15 protein-coding genes are annotated in these 16,733 nt (G+C 65.5%); 10 read left to right on the top strand and 5 right to left on the bottom strand.

Annotated elements, in window-relative coordinates:
* Positions 1-7 precede the first annotated feature (7 nt).
* Positions 8-1,870: an ATP-binding protein gene (locus IVB24_RS32980; RefSeq protein WP_247770515.1), complete on the bottom strand. Its 1,863-nt coding sequence runs from the start codon at positions 1,868-1,870 to the stop codon at positions 8-10.
* 129 nt (positions 1,871-1,999) lie between these two features.
* Complete coding sequence (locus IVB24_RS32975; protein WP_166468315.1) at positions 2,000-2,632, bottom strand: cupin domain-containing protein; 633 nt, start codon at positions 2,630-2,632, stop codon at positions 2,000-2,002.
* A 220-nt stretch (positions 2,633-2,852) separates the two neighbouring features.
* On the opposite strand from IVB24_RS32975, the gene IVB24_RS32970 reads away from it, so the two are divergent.
* From IVB24_RS32970 to IVB24_RS32945, 6 genes are read left to right on the top strand one after another with little or no spacing between them, the layout of a single operon-like run.
* Complete coding sequence (locus tag IVB24_RS32970; protein ID WP_247770514.1) at positions 2,853-4,541, top strand: peptide ABC transporter substrate-binding protein; 1,689 nt, start codon at positions 2,853-2,855, stop codon at positions 4,539-4,541.
* A 27-nt stretch (positions 4,542-4,568) separates the two neighbouring features.
* Positions 4,569-5,519, top strand: coding sequence for an ABC transporter permease (locus IVB24_RS32965; protein WP_247770513.1), 951 nt, complete (start codon positions 4,569-4,571; stop codon positions 5,517-5,519).
* Positions 5,520-5,522: 3 nt separating this feature from the next.
* Positions 5,523-6,398 carry an ABC transporter permease gene (locus IVB24_RS32960; RefSeq protein ID WP_247770512.1) on the top strand — a complete coding sequence of 292 codons (876 nt, stop codon included), beginning with the start codon at positions 5,523-5,525 and terminating at the stop codon, positions 6,396-6,398.
* Between the two features lie 55 nt (positions 6,399-6,453).
* Positions 6,454-7,782: an FAD-binding oxidoreductase gene (locus tag IVB24_RS32955; protein WP_247770511.1), complete on the top strand. Its 1,329-nt coding sequence runs from the start codon at positions 6,454-6,456 to the stop codon at positions 7,780-7,782.
* Positions 7,783-7,789: 7 nt separating this feature from the next.
* On the top strand, positions 7,790-8,716 hold the full coding sequence (locus IVB24_RS32950) for a glyoxylate/hydroxypyruvate reductase A (RefSeq protein ID WP_247770510.1): 927 nt from the start codon (positions 7,790-7,792) through the stop codon (positions 8,714-8,716).
* Between the two features lie 9 nt (positions 8,717-8,725).
* Positions 8,726-10,594, top strand: coding sequence for an ABC transporter ATP-binding protein (locus IVB24_RS32945; protein ID WP_247770509.1), 1,869 nt, complete (start codon positions 8,726-8,728; stop codon positions 10,592-10,594).
* Between the two features lie 6 nt (positions 10,595-10,600).
* On the opposite strand, the gene phaZ is transcribed toward IVB24_RS32945, so the two are convergent.
* A complete protein-coding gene (gene phaZ, locus IVB24_RS32940; protein ID WP_247770508.1) occupies positions 10,601-11,824 on the bottom strand; it encodes a polyhydroxyalkanoate depolymerase in 1,224 nt (407 codons plus the stop codon).
* Positions 11,825-11,988: 164 nt separating this feature from the next.
* On the opposite strand from phaZ, the gene IVB24_RS32935 reads away from it, so the two are divergent.
* Positions 11,989-12,645 carry a glutathione S-transferase family protein gene (locus IVB24_RS32935; protein ID WP_166475972.1) on the top strand — a complete coding sequence of 219 codons (657 nt, stop codon included), beginning with the start codon at positions 11,989-11,991 and terminating at the stop codon, positions 12,643-12,645.
* 280 nt (positions 12,646-12,925) lie between these two features.
* On the opposite strand, the gene IVB24_RS32930 is transcribed toward IVB24_RS32935, so the two are convergent.
* Positions 12,926-13,150, bottom strand: coding sequence for a hypothetical protein (locus tag IVB24_RS32930; protein WP_094894014.1), 225 nt, complete (start codon positions 13,148-13,150; stop codon positions 12,926-12,928).
* A 184-nt stretch (positions 13,151-13,334) separates the two neighbouring features.
* Between IVB24_RS32930 and IVB24_RS32925 the strand changes: the two genes are divergently transcribed.
* Positions 13,335-13,688 carry a hypothetical protein gene (locus IVB24_RS32925; protein ID WP_094977834.1) on the top strand — a complete coding sequence of 118 codons (354 nt, stop codon included), beginning with the start codon at positions 13,335-13,337 and terminating at the stop codon, positions 13,686-13,688.
* 9 nt (positions 13,689-13,697) lie between these two features.
* Here the strand turns inward: IVB24_RS32925 and IVB24_RS32920 are convergent, their stop codons facing one another.
* Positions 13,698-14,801 (bottom strand): mandelate racemase/muconate lactonizing enzyme family protein, encoded by a 1,104-nt coding sequence (locus IVB24_RS32920; RefSeq protein ID WP_247770507.1) that lies wholly within the window; start codon positions 14,799-14,801, stop codon positions 13,698-13,700.
* Between the two features lie 249 nt (positions 14,802-15,050).
* On the opposite strand from IVB24_RS32920, the gene IVB24_RS32915 reads away from it, so the two are divergent.
* Positions 15,051-15,977, top strand: coding sequence for an SMP-30/gluconolactonase/LRE family protein (locus tag IVB24_RS32915; RefSeq protein ID WP_247770506.1), 927 nt, complete (start codon positions 15,051-15,053; stop codon positions 15,975-15,977).
* A gap of 159 nt (positions 15,978-16,136) precedes the next feature.
* Positions 16,137-16,730, top strand: coding sequence for a GNAT family protein (locus IVB24_RS32910; RefSeq protein ID WP_247770505.1), 594 nt, complete (start codon positions 16,137-16,139; stop codon positions 16,728-16,730).
* Positions 16,731-16,733 lie beyond the last annotated feature (3 nt).

Genomic DNA, 16,733 nt, shown 5'->3' with positions numbered 1-16,733 from the left:
GAGATAGCTATTTCCGCGATCGCGTCGCGTCGTCTTCGGCCGCCTGCCTGCGCAGGAACGCCTCGACATCCGCCTGCACCGAATAGGGCGTCGGGATCGCGTCGCCGGCGGAATCGACGGCGGTGTCGAGGCAGCGGCGCAGCATGCGGGCGAGCTCGGCCTTGCGATAGGGCTTTCTCAAGAGCGGTGCGCTCATGGTGGCGCGGCCCTGCGTGTGCAGCGAATCGTAGGCGTAGCCGGAGGTGAACAGGACCCGCAAAGAGGGGCGCGCCGCCACCATCTGTTCGGCGAGCTCGCGTCCGTTCATGCCGCCGGCCATCACGATGTCGGTGAAGAGCAGGTCGAACGGCGTGCCTTCGGCCGCAATTGCGAGCGCCTCGGTCGCATTGGCGGCCGGGATGACCTTGTAGCCGAGGCCTTCGAGCTGGACCGTGACGTAGTGGCGGACGTCGCGGTCGTCCTCGACGCAGAGCACGGTTTCCTTGCCCCCCACGATCTTGCGGTCGTCATAGCCGGTCGGGCGCAGCGCGCTCACCTCCGCCTTCGGCAAATAGAGTGTGAAGATGGTGCCGCGTCCTTCTTCGGAGGCGACCTTGATGCCGCCGCCGGACTGCTTGACGAAGCCGAACACCATGCTGAGCCCGAGCCCCGTGCCCTTGCCGACCTCCTTCGTCGAGAAGAACGGATCGAAGATCCGCTCCAGGATGGCCTGGGGAATGCCGCTGCCGTCATCGGCGATCTCGATCTCGACATAGTCGCCGGCATAGCCGGCGCCGACCGCGACGGCCTCGCGCACGCCGAACACGACGTTGCGCGTCGTCAGGGTCAGTCTGCCGCCGTCCAGCATGGCGTCGCGGGCGTTGATGGCGAGGTTGAGCAGTGCCGAGCTCAGCTGACCGCGGTCGGCGTAGGCGAGCCAGACGTTGCGGTCGAGCCGGGTGACGATCTCGATCTTCTTGTCGAAGGTCGCCAGCAGCAGCTTGGCGAGCTCTTCGAGCAATTGGTTGACGTCGATCTCGGCCGGCTGCAGCGCCTGCTTGCGGGCAAAGGACAACAGGCTCGACGTCAGCGCGGCGCCGCGATCGGCGGCTTCGCTGATCAGCTTGGTGATGGTCGCAAGCGGCGGGTTGTCCCTGACGGCGTCGGCGAGGATCTCGATCGTGCCTGTGATCACGGTGAGCATATTGTTGAATTCGTGCGCGATGCCGCCGGTGAGCTGCCCGACCGCCTCCATCTTCTGGGACTGCACCAACTGCTCCTCGGCCGCGCGCTTCCGGGTGATATCCCTGACGAAGGTGTTGACGATGACGCGTCCGCCAAGCCGCAACACCGTGCTGGACGCCTCGGCCAGGATCCTGTCGCCGTTCCTGTGGACCAGGGTGAGCTCGAAGCGGATGCCGGCTGGCGCGCCCGACAATTCCGGAACCAGCCGCGCCATGCGTTGCCTGAAGCCGTCGCGCAGCGGCTCGGCGACGAGGAGGTCGACGACGTCGGAGCCGAGCGCCTCCTGGCGCGTCCATCCGGTCAGGGCCTCGGCCTGAAAGCTCCACTCCAGCACGGCGCCGCTGTCGTCGATCTGAATGAAGGCATCGAGCGCGGTCTTGATGACGGCTTGCATCATCTGCGCGCTGTCGCTGCGGGCCTGCGCCAGCTCGGCCGATTGCGTGGCGGCGCGCCTGTCCTCTGACGTCTCGATCGCTCGCGTGCAGAGCCGCACGAGCACGACGGCAACGGCGGCGCTTGCGATGAGGGCTGCGACCTGGGCGATGCTGAACCCGGGTCCGGACACGGCATAGGAGGCGAAGAGGGCCGCCGCGGTCACGACGACCTGTGCAGCCATCGCGAGTGTCAGAATCCCCCTGGGTCTCATGGTCTCCCGCCAACGACGTCCGGTACGGACCCCCATGTCCGCCCGGCAGATGACTCCGGTCTCACGTGAGCTACAGATTCAATGGGGCGTCGTCGAGGGCAATTTCCGGCGGTGCCGGGCGGCAGCGCTTCAACCTGCGGGCGAGTCGGTCTGGCGCAGCGTCGTCACCCAGATCGCGCGCGCGACCTGCTGGGTCGGGTTGTCGAACATGTGCGGCACGGTGCTCGGAAAGCGGAAACTGTCGCCGGCTTCCAGCACATGGGCCTGGTTGTCGAGCCACAGCCGCAGGCTGCCGGAGAGGATGTAGCCCGCCTTCTCGCCGGTGTGCTGCAGGAAGTCGGTGCCGGAGGAGGCGCCGGGATTGAGCGTGAGCTCGTAAAGCTCGAGCTGGCCTTTGTCCGCCGGCGTCAGCGCTTCCTTGACGACGCCGCTGGCGGTGAGCCGCAGCAGCCGCCGGCTGTTCTTGCGCACGATATAGCGCTGCACGTCGGCGGGATCGCTGGTCTCGAAGAAGTACGAGATGGGAACGTCGAGCGCGATGCTGAGCAGGCGCAGCGTCCGTATCGACGGCATGGCGCGCGCGCGTTCGAGCTGGCTGATCATGCCGGTGGACAGGCCGGTCTTGTTGGCGACGTCTTGGATCGAGAAGCCCGCGCGCTGACGCAGCAGCCGCACGGTCTCGCCGAGGCGCTGGTCGACCGTATCGTCCGGCTCGATCGTCGGGGCGTCCTTCGGACTACTCGTATCGCCGCGACCATCCATGTCGCTCTCCCATGCATCATTTTCAGCTCAGGGCCGCATCGGGCCGGGTTTCAATCGGAGTGAAAAGGTGGCGCATACTAGCAATGTGATTGACAGCTGTATTTAGTCATGATGAAATTTTGACTGAAAAATTTAGAAGCACTAAAGCCCACTCCTGTCCCTTTGCCGGGGTTTTCGGGGGCGCGGGAGACGGTGCCACGTGCGACAACGGAGAGTGGTCATGGCAGACGACACCGGCAAGTTCGGCGTTGGGGCACTGCATCTCGGCATTCCGAATCGCCGACAATTCTTTCAGCTCGGCGCTGGCGCCGCGGCAGGATGGACGCTTTCAGGCAGCTCCTTTGCCCAGACCGAACGTCCCTCCAATCCGCCGGACAAGCCGCGCGGGCAGGTGATTGCGGCGCTGTCGCAGGAGCCGACCGTCTTTCATCCCCTCATGCCCGGCATCGAGGTCGACCAGGGCATCTGGTGGCAGGTGTTTTCGCCGCTCTGGTACATCGAGCCCGACGGCAAGTTCGTCCCCGACCTCGCGCGCGAAGTCCCGACCATCGAGAATGGCGGACTGTCGGCCGACGGCCTGACCTGGAAGATCAAGCTGCGCAGCGACGTGAAGTGGCACGACGGCACGCCGTTCACGGCCGAGGACATCAAGTTCTCGCTGGAGTTGATCAACAATCCCGATTTCCGCGTGCGCAACCGCGTCGGCCATAGCCTCGTAAAGGACATCAAGGTCGTCGCGCCTGACGAGATCCACTGGCGCATGGAAGCGCCTTATTCGCCCTACATGTCGATCCTGTCGCTCACCTTCATCGTGCCCAAGCACATCCTGGAGAAGGTGACCGATCCGAATGCCTCGCCGTTCCACAATGCGCCTGTCGGCACCGGGCCGTTCCGCTGGGGCGAGCGCGTGCCGGGCGACCATATCCAGTTGAACGCCCATGCCGGCTATCACGGCAAGGGCCCTTACGTCGAACGCGTAGTCTTCAAATACATTCCGGACCTCACCGTCCTCTACACCCAGTTCCGCACCGGCCAGGTCGACTACACCGGCCTGCAAGGCATCCTGCCGAACTTCGTGCAGGAGGCGAAGACGCTGAAGGGCCGCAAGATCTTCGTCTCCTCGACGTCCTCGGTCGAGCACATCGCGCCCAATCTGGAGTTCGGCCCGTTCGCCGACCGCACGGTGCGCGAGGCGCTGTATCTCGGCATCAACAAGCAGGCGATCATCGATGCGCTGAATTACGGCCTGCCGACGCAGACCGAGAGCTTCGTGCCGCAGCAGGCCTGGTCGTTCCAGCAGGGGCTGCCGCAACACAAATACGATCCCGCCAAGGCCAACACGTTGCTCGATGCGGCGGGGTGGACGCGCGGCTCCGGCGGCGTGCGCGAGAAAGGCGGCGTCAAGCTCGAATTCACCAACTCGACAACCTCGGGCAATGCGGTGCGCGAGCAGACCCAACAGCTCCTGATCCAGGACTGGCGCGCGATCGGCGCTGCGATGCGCGTCAACAACATGCCGGCTGCGGTGATCTGGGGCGACTTCTGGCAGCAGTCGAAGTTCAACTCAGTGATCGTGGGTGTGAACTTCATGCTAGGCAGCGATCCCGACGTGACGCCGCGCTTCGGCTCCGGCGCAATTCCCGCCAAGGGCGGCCGCGGCTATAACACCTATCAGTATAAGAGCCCCGAAGCCGATCGCCTGCTGGCCGAAGGCGCCAGGCAGTTCGATATCGCGCAGCGCAAGACCATCTATGGCGATCTGCAGAAGCTGATCCGCAACGACCTTGCGATCCTGCCGCTGTTCCAGGGCTTCATCGCCGAGGGCGTGAAGGAGGGGCTGCAAGGGTTCCGACCCAACATCAACACCTCCAGCAACTGCTGGAACATCCGCGAATGGTACTGGGCCTGATGCACAGGGTTCGCTGGGCAGCCTGAGATGGCCCGATACGTCGTCAACCGCCTGGCACAGGCGATCATGCTCCTGGTGATCGTGTCCGCGATCGGCTTCGCCATCCTGCATCTGGCGCCCGGCGGCCCGCTGTCGCAATTCGCGGCCTCCGCGCAAATGACGCAGGAGGATCTCGACCGCGTCACCAAACAACTCGGGCTCGATCGGCCGCTGCCGGTCCAGTATCTCGACTGGTTCGGCCGCATGTTGAAGGGCGATTGGGGCAAGTCCTACCGCGACGGCGAGGCGGTGCTGTCGGTGATCTCCTCGCATCTCGGCGCCACGCTCGAGCTGATGGCGACGGCGACGATCATCGCGGTGCTGCTCGGATGCTGGATCGGTATCCTCGGCGCGCTGAGGCGATACTCGCTGTTCGACACGCTCGCGACCGTCGGCGCCATGATCGCGCTGTCGATCCCGACCTTCTGGTTCGGTCTCGTCACCATCTACGTGTTCTCGGTCAAGCTCGGCTGGCTGCCGGCCGGCAACCGGCAGACCGTCGGCGACGGCTCCTTCCTCGACCTGCTGCATCATCTGATCGCACCGGCGATGGTGTTGGCGCTGGTCGAGACCGCGATGTGGGGCCGCTTCATGCGTTCCTCGATGCTCGAGGTCATCAACCAGGACTACATCCGCACGGCGCGCGCCAAGGGCATACCGGAGTGGCGTATCCTCACCGTGCACGCGTTGCGTAACGCGCTGCTGCCGATGATCACGGTCGCGGGCCTGCAGTTTCCGACGCTGCTCGGCGGCGCGCTGGTGGCCGAGACCGTGTTCACCTGGCCCGGCATGGGGCGGCTGTTCCTCGATTCCATCGGCTATCGCGACTATCCCGTGGTGATGGGCATCCTGATGTTCTCGGCGACGATGGTGCTGATCGGCTCGCTGCTCGCCGACATCCTCTATGCCGTCGTCGATCCGCGCATCCGGGTGGGCTAGGCGATGGCGACCGCAACCTTTTCCACCGTCCAGCTCGCGCCCGGCCAGGCCGCCTGGCGGCGCTTCCGCCGGCATCGGCTCGCGCTCGCCGGTGCGGTGATCATTCTGGTGCTCATCCTCGGTTCGGCATTCGGTCCGTATCTGCTGCCGTTCGACGACACGTATATCGACATCATGAGGCGGTTCGCGCCGCCGCTCTCCGGCGCGCACATCCTCGGCACCGACGAGCTCGGCCGCGACGTGCTGGCGAGGCTGATGATGGGTGGACGCGTCTCGCTTTCGATCGGCATCGTCGCCATGGTGATGGCGATGGCTGTCGGCATCGTCGTCGGCGCTTTTGCCGGCTTCTACGGCGGCGTGGTCGGCGCGGTGCTGATGCGATTCGTCGATGCCGTGCTGTGCTTCCCGACCATCTTCCTGCTGCTGGCGCTGGCAGCGCTCACCGAGCCCGGCCTCGTCACCACCACCGTGCTGATCGCAGCGACGGCCTGGATGGCCGTAGCCCGCGTCGTCGAGGCCCAGGTCCGTTCGCTGCGCGAGCGCGAATTTGCCGTCGCCGCACTCGCCTTCGGGTCGTCGAACCTGCGCATCATGTTCCGCGAGCTCGTCCCCAATGCAATCGCGCCGATCGTGGTGGCGGCGACGCTGAACGTGGCGAAAGCGATTCTGCTGGAATCCTATGTCAGCTATCTCGGCTACGGCATCCAGCCGCCGGCGGCGAGCTGGGGCAACATGCTCAACAACGCGCAGATCTATCTCACCAGCTCGCCGTGGCTCGCGATCGCGCCGGGTCTCGCCATCACGCTGGCCGTGACCAGCTTCAACTTCCTCGGTGACGGCCTGCGTGACGCGCTCGACCCGCGCCTGAACATCCCATGATCTGCAAACTCATGACGAGCAAAGTCTCGGTCGAACTGAAGTCCAGGAGTGCCCCATGTCCCCGCCGCTCAACCGTATAAACAGCGACGAACGCCTGCCGACACAGGTGGATGTCGTCGTCATCGGCGGCGGCGTGATCGGCGTCTCCGCGGCCTATCATCTCGCTAAGAAGGGTCTTTCGGTCGCATTGGTCGAGAAGGGCCATGTCGGCGGCGAGCAGTCGAGCCGCAATTGGGGCTGGTGCCGCCAGCAGGGCCGCGCGCGGGAGGAGATTCCGCTGGCGCGCGAAGCGCTGCTTCTGTGGGAGGACATGCAGAACGACGCTGGCGTTGATGCCGGCTTCCGCCGCACCGGCGTGCTGTTCCTGACCAAGAGCAAGGAGGAGCTTGCGAGCTGGGAGCGCTGGGCCGCGGTCGCGCGCGAGATGCAGGTCCACTCCACCGTGCTGACGCCGGCCGAGGTCGCCGAGCGGATGCCGGGCAATACCGATACATGGGTCGGCGGCCTGCACACGTCGAGCGACGGCCGCGCCGAACCGTCGATGGCCGTGCCCGCGCTCGCCACGGCCGCGCGAAAGCACGGCGTCACCATCCATCAGGGCTGCGCCGCGCGCGGGCTGGAGACGACGGGCGGGAAGGTCAGCGCCGTCGTCACGGAAAAGGGCACCATCCGCACGCAATCCGTGCTGCTGTCGGGCGGCGCGTGGTCGTCGCTGTTCTGCCGGCGTCACGGCATCGAGCTGCCGATCGGTCTCGTCAACGCCACCGCGTGCCGGACCACGCCGGGCCCGGAGATCACCTCGGGTGCGCTCGGCACCGACTTCTACTGCATCCGCCGCCGCCTCGACGGCGGATTCACGCTGGCGCTGCGCAACCGCGGCACGGTCGAGCTGTCGCCCGATCTGTTCCGTTATGCGCGCACCTTCTGGCCGACCTATCTGCATCGCAAGACCGGGCTGAAGCTGTCGCTCGGCAAGTCCTTCCTCGACCAGATCATGCGCGGCACCAGCTGGAGCTTCGACAAGCCGTCGCCGTTCGAGACCGAGCGCGTGCGCGACCCCGCGCCCGACATGTCGCTGGTCAATTCGGCGCTCGCGGCGCTGATCAAGGCGAATCCGGAATTGAAGGACATCGAGATCGCGGAAGCCTGGGGCGGCACCATCGACTGCACGCCCGACACGATCCCGGTGATCTCGCCGGTCGATGCGCTGCCCGGCTTCTTCCTCGCCACCGGCTTCTCCGGCCACGGCTTTGGCATCGGCCCCGCCGCCGGAAAGCTCGCTGCCGACATCGTCACCGGCGCGACGCCGCTGGTCGATCCCGAGCCCTACAGCCACAAGCGCATGATCGACGGCCGGCGGCTCGCGCCGGTCAGCCCGTTCTGAGGGCCGCATGACGGTTCTCTACAAGGCCAACATGGTTCGCGGTGCCGAGTGGGCGCGCTTCTTCGCGGAGCGCGCGCCCGACGTCCCGTTCCGGCTCTGGCCTGACATCGGCGATGCCGCCGATGTGCGCTACCTCGTAGCGTGGGTGCCGCCGGACGACATCGCGACGACGTTCCCCAATCTCGAGCTGGTCTTCTCGGTCGGCGCCGGCGTCGATCAGTTCGACGCCACGAAAGTTCCGGCGCACATTCCGCTGGTCCGCATGCTGGAGCCCGGCATCGCAGAGACCATGGTGGAGTACGTCACCATGGCCGTGCTGGCCCTGCATCGCGACCTCCTGCACTTCATCGATCAACAGAAGCAGCAGCTCTGGCGCGAGATCCGGATCACGCCGGCGAAACGGCGGCGTGTCGGCGTGATGGGGCTCGGCCAGCTCGGCCAGGCCGTGCTCGAACGCCTGAAGGCGTTCGGGTTTCCGCGTCTCGGGTGGAACCGCTCGCCGCGCGAAATCGAGGGCGTGACCTGTTACGCGGGCCCTGACACCTTGCCGGATTTCCTGGCGCAGAGCGACATTCTCGTTTGCCTCTTGCCGCTGACCGACGAGACGCGCGGTATCCTTAACGCCGATTTGTTTGCACGCCTGCCGCGCGGTGCGTCCCTCGTCAATGTCGGCCGCGGCCCGCATCTCGTCGAGGCCGATTTCCTCGCGGCGCTCGACAGCGGTGCGTTGTCAGGTGCCGTGCTTGATGTCGCCGATCCTGAACCGCTGCCTGAGGGACATCCGTTCTGGAGCCACCCGCGCATTCTGCTGACGCCGCACAATGCCAGCATGACGACGCCGGATACGGCCGTCGATTTCGTGCTCGACGTCATCGACCGTCATCGCCGCGGCGAGGAGCTGCCGGGGCGTGTCGATCGTAGGCGCGGCTATTAGGACACTCGTATGAGCATCGGCGCAAACGAACCACACCAAGTCTCTGCCGATGCACAGGCGCCGGTGCTGTCGGTCTCCGGCCTCACGACGTTCTTCATGCTCGAACGGCAATGGATTCCCGTTGTCCGCAACGTCTCCTTCGACGTCGCTCCCCGTGAAACCGTTGCGATCGTCGGCGAGTCCGGTTCCGGCAAGAGCGTCACTGCGCTGTCGATCATGCGGCTCATTCCAAAGGACATCGGCCGCGTCGAGGGCCGCGTCATGCTCGCCGGCCGCGATCTGCTGGCGCTGCCGGAAGCCAGCATGACGGACATTCGCGGCAATGACGTCGCGATGATCTTCCAGGAGCCGATGACGAGCCTCAATCCTGTGCTCACCGTCGGCTTCCAGATCGCGGAAGCGCTGATCCAGCATCGCGGCCTGTCGCGCGCGGCGGCGGAGGCCGAGACGGTGCGCCTGCTCGACCGCGTCCGTATCCCCGCGGCCAAGTCGCGCTTCCACGAACATCCGCATCGCTTCTCCGGCGGGATGCGCCAGCGCGTGATGATCGCGATGGCGCTGGCCTGCAAGCCGAAACTTTTGATTGCGGACGAGCCGACCACCGCGCTCGACGTCACCATCCAGGCCCAGATCCTGGAGCTGCTGAAAGAGCTTCAGCAGGAGGAAGGGATGGCGATCCTCTTCATCACCCACGACATGGGCGTGGTGGCCGAGATCGCGGATCGGACCGTGGTGATGTATGGCGGGCAGGCGGTGGAGACGGATGCGACCTCGCGCATCTTCGCCGCGCCCTCGCATCCCTACACGCGCGCGCTGCTCGCCGCCGTGCCGCGCTTGGGCTCGATGGACGGCCGGGCGCGGCCAATGCGCTTTCCCATCGTCGACAAGGTGACGGGCACCTCGGACGAACCGGCGGAGACGCCCGATACGGTCTCGCCGGCCGAGCGGCCGCTGCTCGAAGTCGCAAACCTCACCACGCGCTTTCCGATCCGCTCGGGCCTGTTCGGCAAGGTCTCGGGCCGCGTCCATGCGACCGAGAACGTCTCCTTTACCTTGCGCGCCGGCGAGACGCTGGCGCTGGTCGGCGAGTCCGGTTGCGGCAAGTCGACCACCGGCCGTTCCATTCTCAAGCTGACGGAGCCTGACAGCGGGACCGTCCTGATCGACGGCCAGGACGTGCTGGCGATGTCCGGTCGCACCTTGCGCGACGTCCGCAAGCAGATGCAGATCGTCTTTCAGGATCCGTTCGCAAGCCTCAATCCGCGCATGTCGGTGGGCACGGCGATCGCGGCACCCTTGCTGGCCAACGGGCTCGCCTCGGCGTCGCAGGCACGGGACAAGGTCGCTGACCTCCTCGTCCGCGTCGGTCTGACTGCCGACATGGCCGCACGCTTCCCGCATGAATTCTCCGGCGGCCAGCGTCAGCGCATCTGCATCGCCCGCGCGCTCGCGCTCGGGCCGAAGCTGATCGTCGCGGACGAGGCGGTTTCCGCGCTCGACGTCTCGGTCAAGGCGCAAGTCGTCAACCTGTTGCTCGATCTTCAAGCCAGCATGGGTCTCGCCTATCTCTTCATTTCCCACGACATCGCGGTGGTCGAGCGCATGAGCCACCGTGTCGCCGTGATGTATCTCGGCGAGATCGTCGAGACCGGCCCGCGCGTGGCCGTGTTCGGCAATCCGCAGCACCCTTATACTAAGAAGCTGATGGCCGCCGTGCCGGTGCCGGATCCCGCGCGTCGCGCCACGAAGCGCGAGGTCGCATACGACGAGATCAGAAGCCCGGTGCGCGCGCCGGATTACCAGCCGCCGGTGCGGCAATATCGCGAAGTGTCGCCCGGCCACGTCGTCCAGGTCTGGGGCGAGGAGTGGTCGGCCTGAGCCGCATCACGAATTGACGTGCACGAAATCCCGCAGCAGCGGATAGATCTCGTTATTCCAGCGCTTGCCCGAGAACACGCCGTAATGGCCGACGCCGGCCTGCATGTGGTGGACGCGGCGATAGGCGCGCACGCCGGTGCAGAGGTCCTGTGCGGCCAGCGTCTGGCCGATCGAGCAGATGTCGTCCTTCTCGCCTTCGACCGTCATCAGCCCCATGCGGCCGACGGCCCGGGTGTTCACGGGACGTCCGCGATGCATCAGTTTGCCTTGCGGCAGGAGATGCTCCTGGAAGACGTCGCGTACGGTCTCGATGTAGAACTCGGCCGGAAGGTCCATCACGGCGAAATATTCGTCGTAGAACGTCTTGATGGTCGCGGCCTTGTCCTTCTCGCCCTTGGCGATGTGGTTGGCGAGATCCATGTGCTGCTTGATGTGACGCTCGAGATTCATCGAGACGAAGGCGGTAAGCTGCACGAAGCCGGGATAGACTTTCCGCAAGGCGCCGAGGCACTGCATCGGCACGTAGTTGATCAGGTTCTGCTCGAACCATTCGATCGGCTTGCTCTTGGCGAAGTCGTTGACCTTGGTCGGTTGGATCCGCGTGTCGATCGGCCCCGCCATCAGCGTCAGCGTCGCCGGGCGCGCGGGATGGTTGTCCTCGCACATGATCGCGGCGGCCGCGAGCGCCGAAACCGAGGGCTGGCAGATCGCGACCATGTGCGGGCGCGGGCCGAGCTGCCCGAGGAAATCGATCAGATGCTCGGTGTAGTCGTCGAGCCCGAAACGGCCTTCGCTGCGCGGAATGTCGCGCGGATTGTGCCAGTCTGTGATGTAGACGTCGTGGTCCTGCAGCAGCGTCTTCACGGTGCCGCGCAGCAGCGTGGCGAAATGGCCCGACATCGGCGCCACCAGCAGCATGCGCGGCTGCTCCGACACGCCCTCTTTCCTGAAATGCAGCAGCGAGCCGAACGGCGTCGCGTAGGCGATCTCCTCGGTGACGGCGATTTCGCGATTGCCCACCATCACGCTGTCGATGCCGTAGGCCGGGCGATGATAGGTGAGGGTGGAGCGCGAGATCAGCTCCAGCGCCGCCGAGAGCCGGTTGACGACCTGGCCCGGCACGCCCTCGGGCACCAGATTGAGGAATTTGAGCGCAGAGGACGCCCCGGCCCGCCAAGGCGCGGTCAGGTCCATATGGTTCTGAAAGGCCTGATAATACATCGACATCATACTGGAATGCCCACTTTCCCCTGCCGTCATGCAATATCGACGCCAGACGCGCGCCAGATCGCCCCCGAAAATTGGCACGTCGCTTGCTGCTTGTTTCACGGAAAGTACACGTCACGGGCAAACTCGCGGGCCGGGCGGGGTGCAGGGCACAGGGAAGGGCCGATATGGCGAAGGCGACACTGACCATTAGCAGCAAGAACTATTCGTCCTGGTCGCTGCGTGGCTGGCTGCTGACGAAATTCTCCGGGCTCGATTTCGAGGAAATCGTCACCGCGCCGGACGATGCGTCGGCGCGCGCCGAAATCCTCCTGCTGTCGTCGTCGATCCTGGTGCCGTGCCTGCGCCACGACGGCGCCACGGTCTGGGATACGCTGGCGATCGCCGAATATCTCAACGAGGCGATGCCGTCAGCCGGCCTGCTGCCTGATGACCGCGTGCAGCGCGCCCATTGCCGCTCGATCTGCGGCGAAATCCACTCCGGCTTCACCACCTTGCGCGCCTCGCTGCCCGTCAATCTGAAGGGTCATTTTCCCGGCTTCAAGATCTGGTCGCGCGCGCAGGCCGACATCGACCGGGTCTGGTCGATCTGGCGCGACTGCCTGGAGATGTCGGGCGGCCCGTTCCTGTTCGGCGAGCGGCGCACCATGGCGGATGCGATGTACGCGCCGGTGGTGACGCGTTTCGTCACCTATGACGTCAAGCTCGAGCCGCAGCTGAAGGCCTATGCTGATACCATCATGGCGATGCCCGAGATGAAGGAATGGATCGCCGCGGCGAGAGAGGAGCCGGCCGAGATCGAGGAGCTCGAGGTCGAATATTAGGCAGGCGTTGCATGGCCCTGCCTCTTTCGGGGGCGGGGACCGGCCACGGCGGCCCCAGCGCCCATGCCCTTGTCGCGATTAAGCTTTGGCGCCCGTGTTCGGCCCGGGCCATCCAGCACGCTGCACAGATATTGTACGCGCGCGCAGAGCTGCATCGACATCTAGCCGTGAACAGCTGCGTACGCGGCCGTTCGGCTGATTCGGACGTGATTCGTTCGGGCCGCGTTCCGAAGGTTAAGGCGAAGCGCGGCCCCGTTGCATTTTGAAACAGATGCAGGCGTCAGGCCGCCCCGCGCTGCCTCACGCGCGGCAGGCGCCAGCCGATGACGGTCGCTTCGACCGCGATACCGGCCTCGTGGTTCTGCCATCGTCCCTCGACGTAACGACAGGCGAACGGCAGCTGGTACGTTCCGCTGTGGTCCTCGCACAGCACTTCGACTGCGAGGCCCGGCGGTGGTTCTCCGGCGCCGTCGAATTCCGCCAGACGTCTATCGCGCGTTGCCATTCCAAAAATCTCCCCTAAACAAAGCCGCGGAAAGAGCGCCCACTTCTTCCGCGCGCGGATCATCGTTCCCCGTCCAAGGGAACGATGCAAGCTCAACGCGAGAATGCGGTACGAGTGTGGTAGCCTTGGGTGGCTGTGCGCAAACAGCGCACATTGCCGTGATCAATTGGGCGAGGAACCGTTCATGCTGCTTCGAAACGCCGGCATTCGTTTCGCGACATTGCTGCTCGCAACGCTGGCGAATGCGCCGACGCACGCGCAGGACGTGCCCGGCATCGAGATCTGCACGGTCGAGAAGACCATGGAGCGGCGCACCTCCTGCCTGCAGAGCAATGTCGACTTCCTGCAGAAGACGATCACCAAGCTCACGCTCGACCATCGGCAGAAGCTGGATGCAGCCAACCGCCAGATCGACGCGTTGAAGGTGACGCTCGCAGGCCTGCAGAAGACGATCGGTGATCTCCAGACGGCGCAAGCGAAGCAGGCGGACGATCTGAAGAAGAAGCAGGACGCGCCGCCGGCGAAGGACGCAAAATAGGCGCGCCGGTCACGTCACGCGATATCGCTCCATCACCTCCCGATCGGGCTCGTAGCCGAGCCCCACGCCCGAGGGCACCGCGACATGGCCGGTGGCGTCGCTGTCCGCGCGGCCGCCCCAGAGGCAGGCTTCGCGTTTCAGATAGAACAGCTCGACGAGCCCATCGTCGCGTGTCGCCAGCAGATGCAACGTCGCGAGCAGGCCCGGGCCGAAATACGGGGAGTGCGGAACGATCTTGACGCCGAGCCGGTCGGCCAGCGCCGCGATCTTCAGAAACTCCGTGATGCCGCCGACCTTGATCACCGACGGCTGGGCGTGGCTCACCGCGCCGGCCGCCATCATCTGGCGGAATTGATATTCCGTGCAGGCATTCTCGCCGGCGGCAATCCCGAGCCCGCCTTTGCTGCGCACCTCGGCGAGCGCGGCGAAATCTTCCGGCGGCCACACCGGCTCCTCCAGAAACATCGGCCGCGCGTCGCGGCACGTCGTTGCGAACGCGATCGCCTGCTCGGCCGTCAGGGGGCAGTTCATGTCCACCATCAGCGGAATGGCCGGCCCGATCGCCTCCCGTGCGGCGAACACCGCAGGCGCCGTGGTCTCGTGCAGCTTGATCGCGCCATAGCCGAGCGCGAGCGCTTTCTTGCATTCGCTGGCGATGTTCTCGGGCGAGCCGATCCGCAGCAGGCTCGCATAGGCGGGAATGGCCGTGCGCCTGGTCTCGCCGAGCAGGCGATGCAGGGGCACGCCCTCGACCTTGGCAGCAAGGTCCCAAAGCGCGATGTCGAGCCCCGAGATCGCGAACATGGTGATGCCGTAGCGGCCGAACAGATGCAGGTTGCGCTGGATCTGCTCCATGACGGCGGGGATGCCGGCCGCATCGGGCACCTTCAGCCCGCGGGCCTGTGGCGCGATCATCTCATCGACGGCGCTGCGCGAGGTGCGCGGGCAGACATAGGCGAAGGCATCGCCCCAGCCGGTCAGCCCGGCGTCGGTGGTGACCTCGACCAGAACCATGTCGAGCGCGGAGATCGCGGACGCGCCCTGGCGGAAGCTCGCGACACCGGCATCATAGGGGATGCGGATATGATGCGCACGCACATCGGTGATTTCCATGTCGCGGTTCCTCCGGGCTTTCTGGTGAGCGGTTCTGCGCAGTGTAGCCACGAACGCCGGCTCGTTGCCAGTGGCGGTTCAAGCGCGGTCATATCGCGGCGCCGAAGGAATGCGCGCAACGCTGGCATACCATCCCGCTTGCTTGGCAAGCCGAGGCGACTTTGCCATAACCGCAGGCAAATCTTGCGTGTGGGGCCCGTGCCGGACATCCCGTGCAAGCCATAACAAGCAGCCGGGGAGGGTCCCATAATGTCCAACGTTCGCGTTCTCGCCACCGACCTCGAATTTCCCGAAGGGCCGGTCGTGATGCCTGACGGTTCGGTGGTGCTGGTGGAAATCCGCGGCCAGCGCCTGACGCGCGTTTATCCCGACGGCCGCAAGGAGATCGTCGCGAAGATTCCGGGCGGCCCGAACGGCGCTGCGCTCGGCCCCGACGGCAAGATCTACATCTGCAACAATGGCGGCTTCTCCTGGATCCCGACCCGCAACATGATCATGCCGGGTCCGCAGCCCGACGATTATCTCGGCGGCTCGATCCAGCGCGTCGATCTGCAGACCGGCAAGGTCGAGACCGTCGTGACCAAATGCGGCGAGCACGAATTGCGCGGGCCGAACGATCTCGTGTTCGACAAGCTCGGCGGCCTCTGGTTCTCCGATCTCGGCAAGCGCCGCCATCGCGAGATGGATGTCGGCGGCATGTACTATCTCAAGCCCGGCATGACCGAGCTCGTCGAGGTCGTGTACGGCATCCTGCCGGCGAACGGTATCGGGCTGTCGCCGGATGAGAATACCGTCTACATTGCGGAGACGCCGACGGGCCGGCTGTGGGCCTACGAGCTCTCCGCGCCCGGCACGCTGAAGCCGCGCGACGTGATCTATCGCGGCGAGCGGGGAAAACCGATCTGCGGCCTTGGCGGCTACCAGATGTTCGACTCGCTCGCGGTGGAGGCGAACGGCAATGTCTGCGTCGCTACCCTCGTCTCCGGCTGCATCTCGGTGATCGCGCCCGATGGCACCCTGGTCGAGCAGGTCCCGACCGGCGACCGCGTCACCACCAACATCGCCTTCGGCGGCCCCGAACTGAAGACCGCCTATATCACGCTATCGGGCAAGGGCGAACTGGTCGCCATGGACTGGCCGCGCGGTGGATTGCCGTTGAATTTCCTAAACAAGTGAATGTATCTGGACGAGCCGACACATCCGTCGTCATTCCGGGATGCGTGCGCCAGCACGCAGGCCCGGAATCCATCGGGCCGCAGGGTCTGTGGTTGAATTGATTCCGGGCTCGCGACTTCGTCGCGCCCCGGAATGACGGCAGTCATTATGGAGTGAGATATGCCCTGGCCTGATCCCATCACCCTGCGTGGACAGCACGCCCGTATCGAGCCGCTGTCGCAGCAGCATCGCGAGGGGCTGGTGGAGGCCGTGAAGGACGGCGAGATCTACAAGATCTGGTACACCGCGATCCCGACGCCGGAGAACGTGGCCAAGGAGATCGACCGCCGCCTGGGCCTGCAGGCCGCGGGCTCGATGCTGCCGTTCACCGTGTTCGATGCCGGCGGCAAGATCGTAGGACAGACGACCTACATGAACATCGATGCTGCCAACCGGCGCGTCGAGATCGGCTCGACCTGGTACGGCAAGAGCGCGCAGCGTGGCCCGCTCAACACCCAGTGCAAGCTGCTGCTGCTCACCCATGCCTTCGAGACGCTGAACTGCATCGCGGTGGAATTCCGCACCCACTTTTTCAATCACCAGAGCCGCAATGCCATCGAGCGCCTCGGCGCCAAGCAGGACGGAATCCTGCGCAGCCACCAGGTCGCGCCGAACGGCACGCTGCGCGACACCGTGGTCTACAGCATCACCGCGGCCGAATGGCCGACGGTGCGAACGCATCTGAATTATCAACTCAACGAAAAGCCGCGCTGAGCG

Source organism: Bradyrhizobium sp. 192, assembly GCF_023100965.1.
In the GTDB taxonomy this organism is placed as follows: domain Bacteria; phylum Pseudomonadota; class Alphaproteobacteria; order Rhizobiales; family Xanthobacteraceae; genus Bradyrhizobium; species Bradyrhizobium symbiodeficiens.
Note: the sequence above shows the minus strand (reverse complement) of the source record. Positions and strands in the feature narration are given on the sequence as shown.

Coding starts and splice junctions, on each gene's coding strand:
- IVB24_RS32920 (WP_247770507.1), bottom strand. CDS start 14,801: ATGGAAATCACCGATGTGCGTGCGCATCATATCCGCATCCCCTATGAT.
- IVB24_RS32915 (WP_247770506.1), top strand. CDS start 15,051: ATGTCCAACGTTCGCGTTCTCGCCACCGACCTCGAATTTCCCGAAGGG.
- phaZ (WP_247770508.1), bottom strand. CDS start 11,824: ATGATGTCGATGTATTATCAGGCCTTTCAGAACCATATGGACCTGACC.
- IVB24_RS32945 (WP_247770509.1), top strand. CDS start 8,726: ATGAGCATCGGCGCAAACGAACCACACCAAGTCTCTGCCGATGCACAG.
- IVB24_RS32950 (WP_247770510.1), top strand. CDS start 7,790: ATGACGGTTCTCTACAAGGCCAACATGGTTCGCGGTGCCGAGTGGGCG.
- IVB24_RS32925 (WP_094977834.1), top strand. CDS start 13,335: ATGCTGCTTCGAAACGCCGGCATTCGTTTCGCGACATTGCTGCTCGCA.
- IVB24_RS32970 (WP_247770514.1), top strand. CDS start 2,853: ATGGCAGACGACACCGGCAAGTTCGGCGTTGGGGCACTGCATCTCGGC.
- IVB24_RS32980 (WP_247770515.1), bottom strand. CDS start 1,870: ATGAGACCCAGGGGGATTCTGACACTCGCGATGGCTGCACAGGTCGTC.
- IVB24_RS32965 (WP_247770513.1), top strand. CDS start 4,569: ATGGCCCGATACGTCGTCAACCGCCTGGCACAGGCGATCATGCTCCTG.
- IVB24_RS32935 (WP_166475972.1), top strand. CDS start 11,989: ATGGCGAAGGCGACACTGACCATTAGCAGCAAGAACTATTCGTCCTGG.
- IVB24_RS32910 (WP_247770505.1), top strand. CDS start 16,137: ATGCCCTGGCCTGATCCCATCACCCTGCGTGGACAGCACGCCCGTATC.
- IVB24_RS32955 (WP_247770511.1), top strand. CDS start 6,454: ATGTCCCCGCCGCTCAACCGTATAAACAGCGACGAACGCCTGCCGACA.
- IVB24_RS32960 (WP_247770512.1), top strand. CDS start 5,523: ATGGCGACCGCAACCTTTTCCACCGTCCAGCTCGCGCCCGGCCAGGCC.
- IVB24_RS32975 (WP_166468315.1), bottom strand. CDS start 2,632: ATGGATGGTCGCGGCGATACGAGTAGTCCGAAGGACGCCCCGACGATC.
- IVB24_RS32930 (WP_094894014.1), bottom strand. CDS start 13,150: ATGGCAACGCGCGATAGACGTCTGGCGGAATTCGACGGCGCCGGAGAA.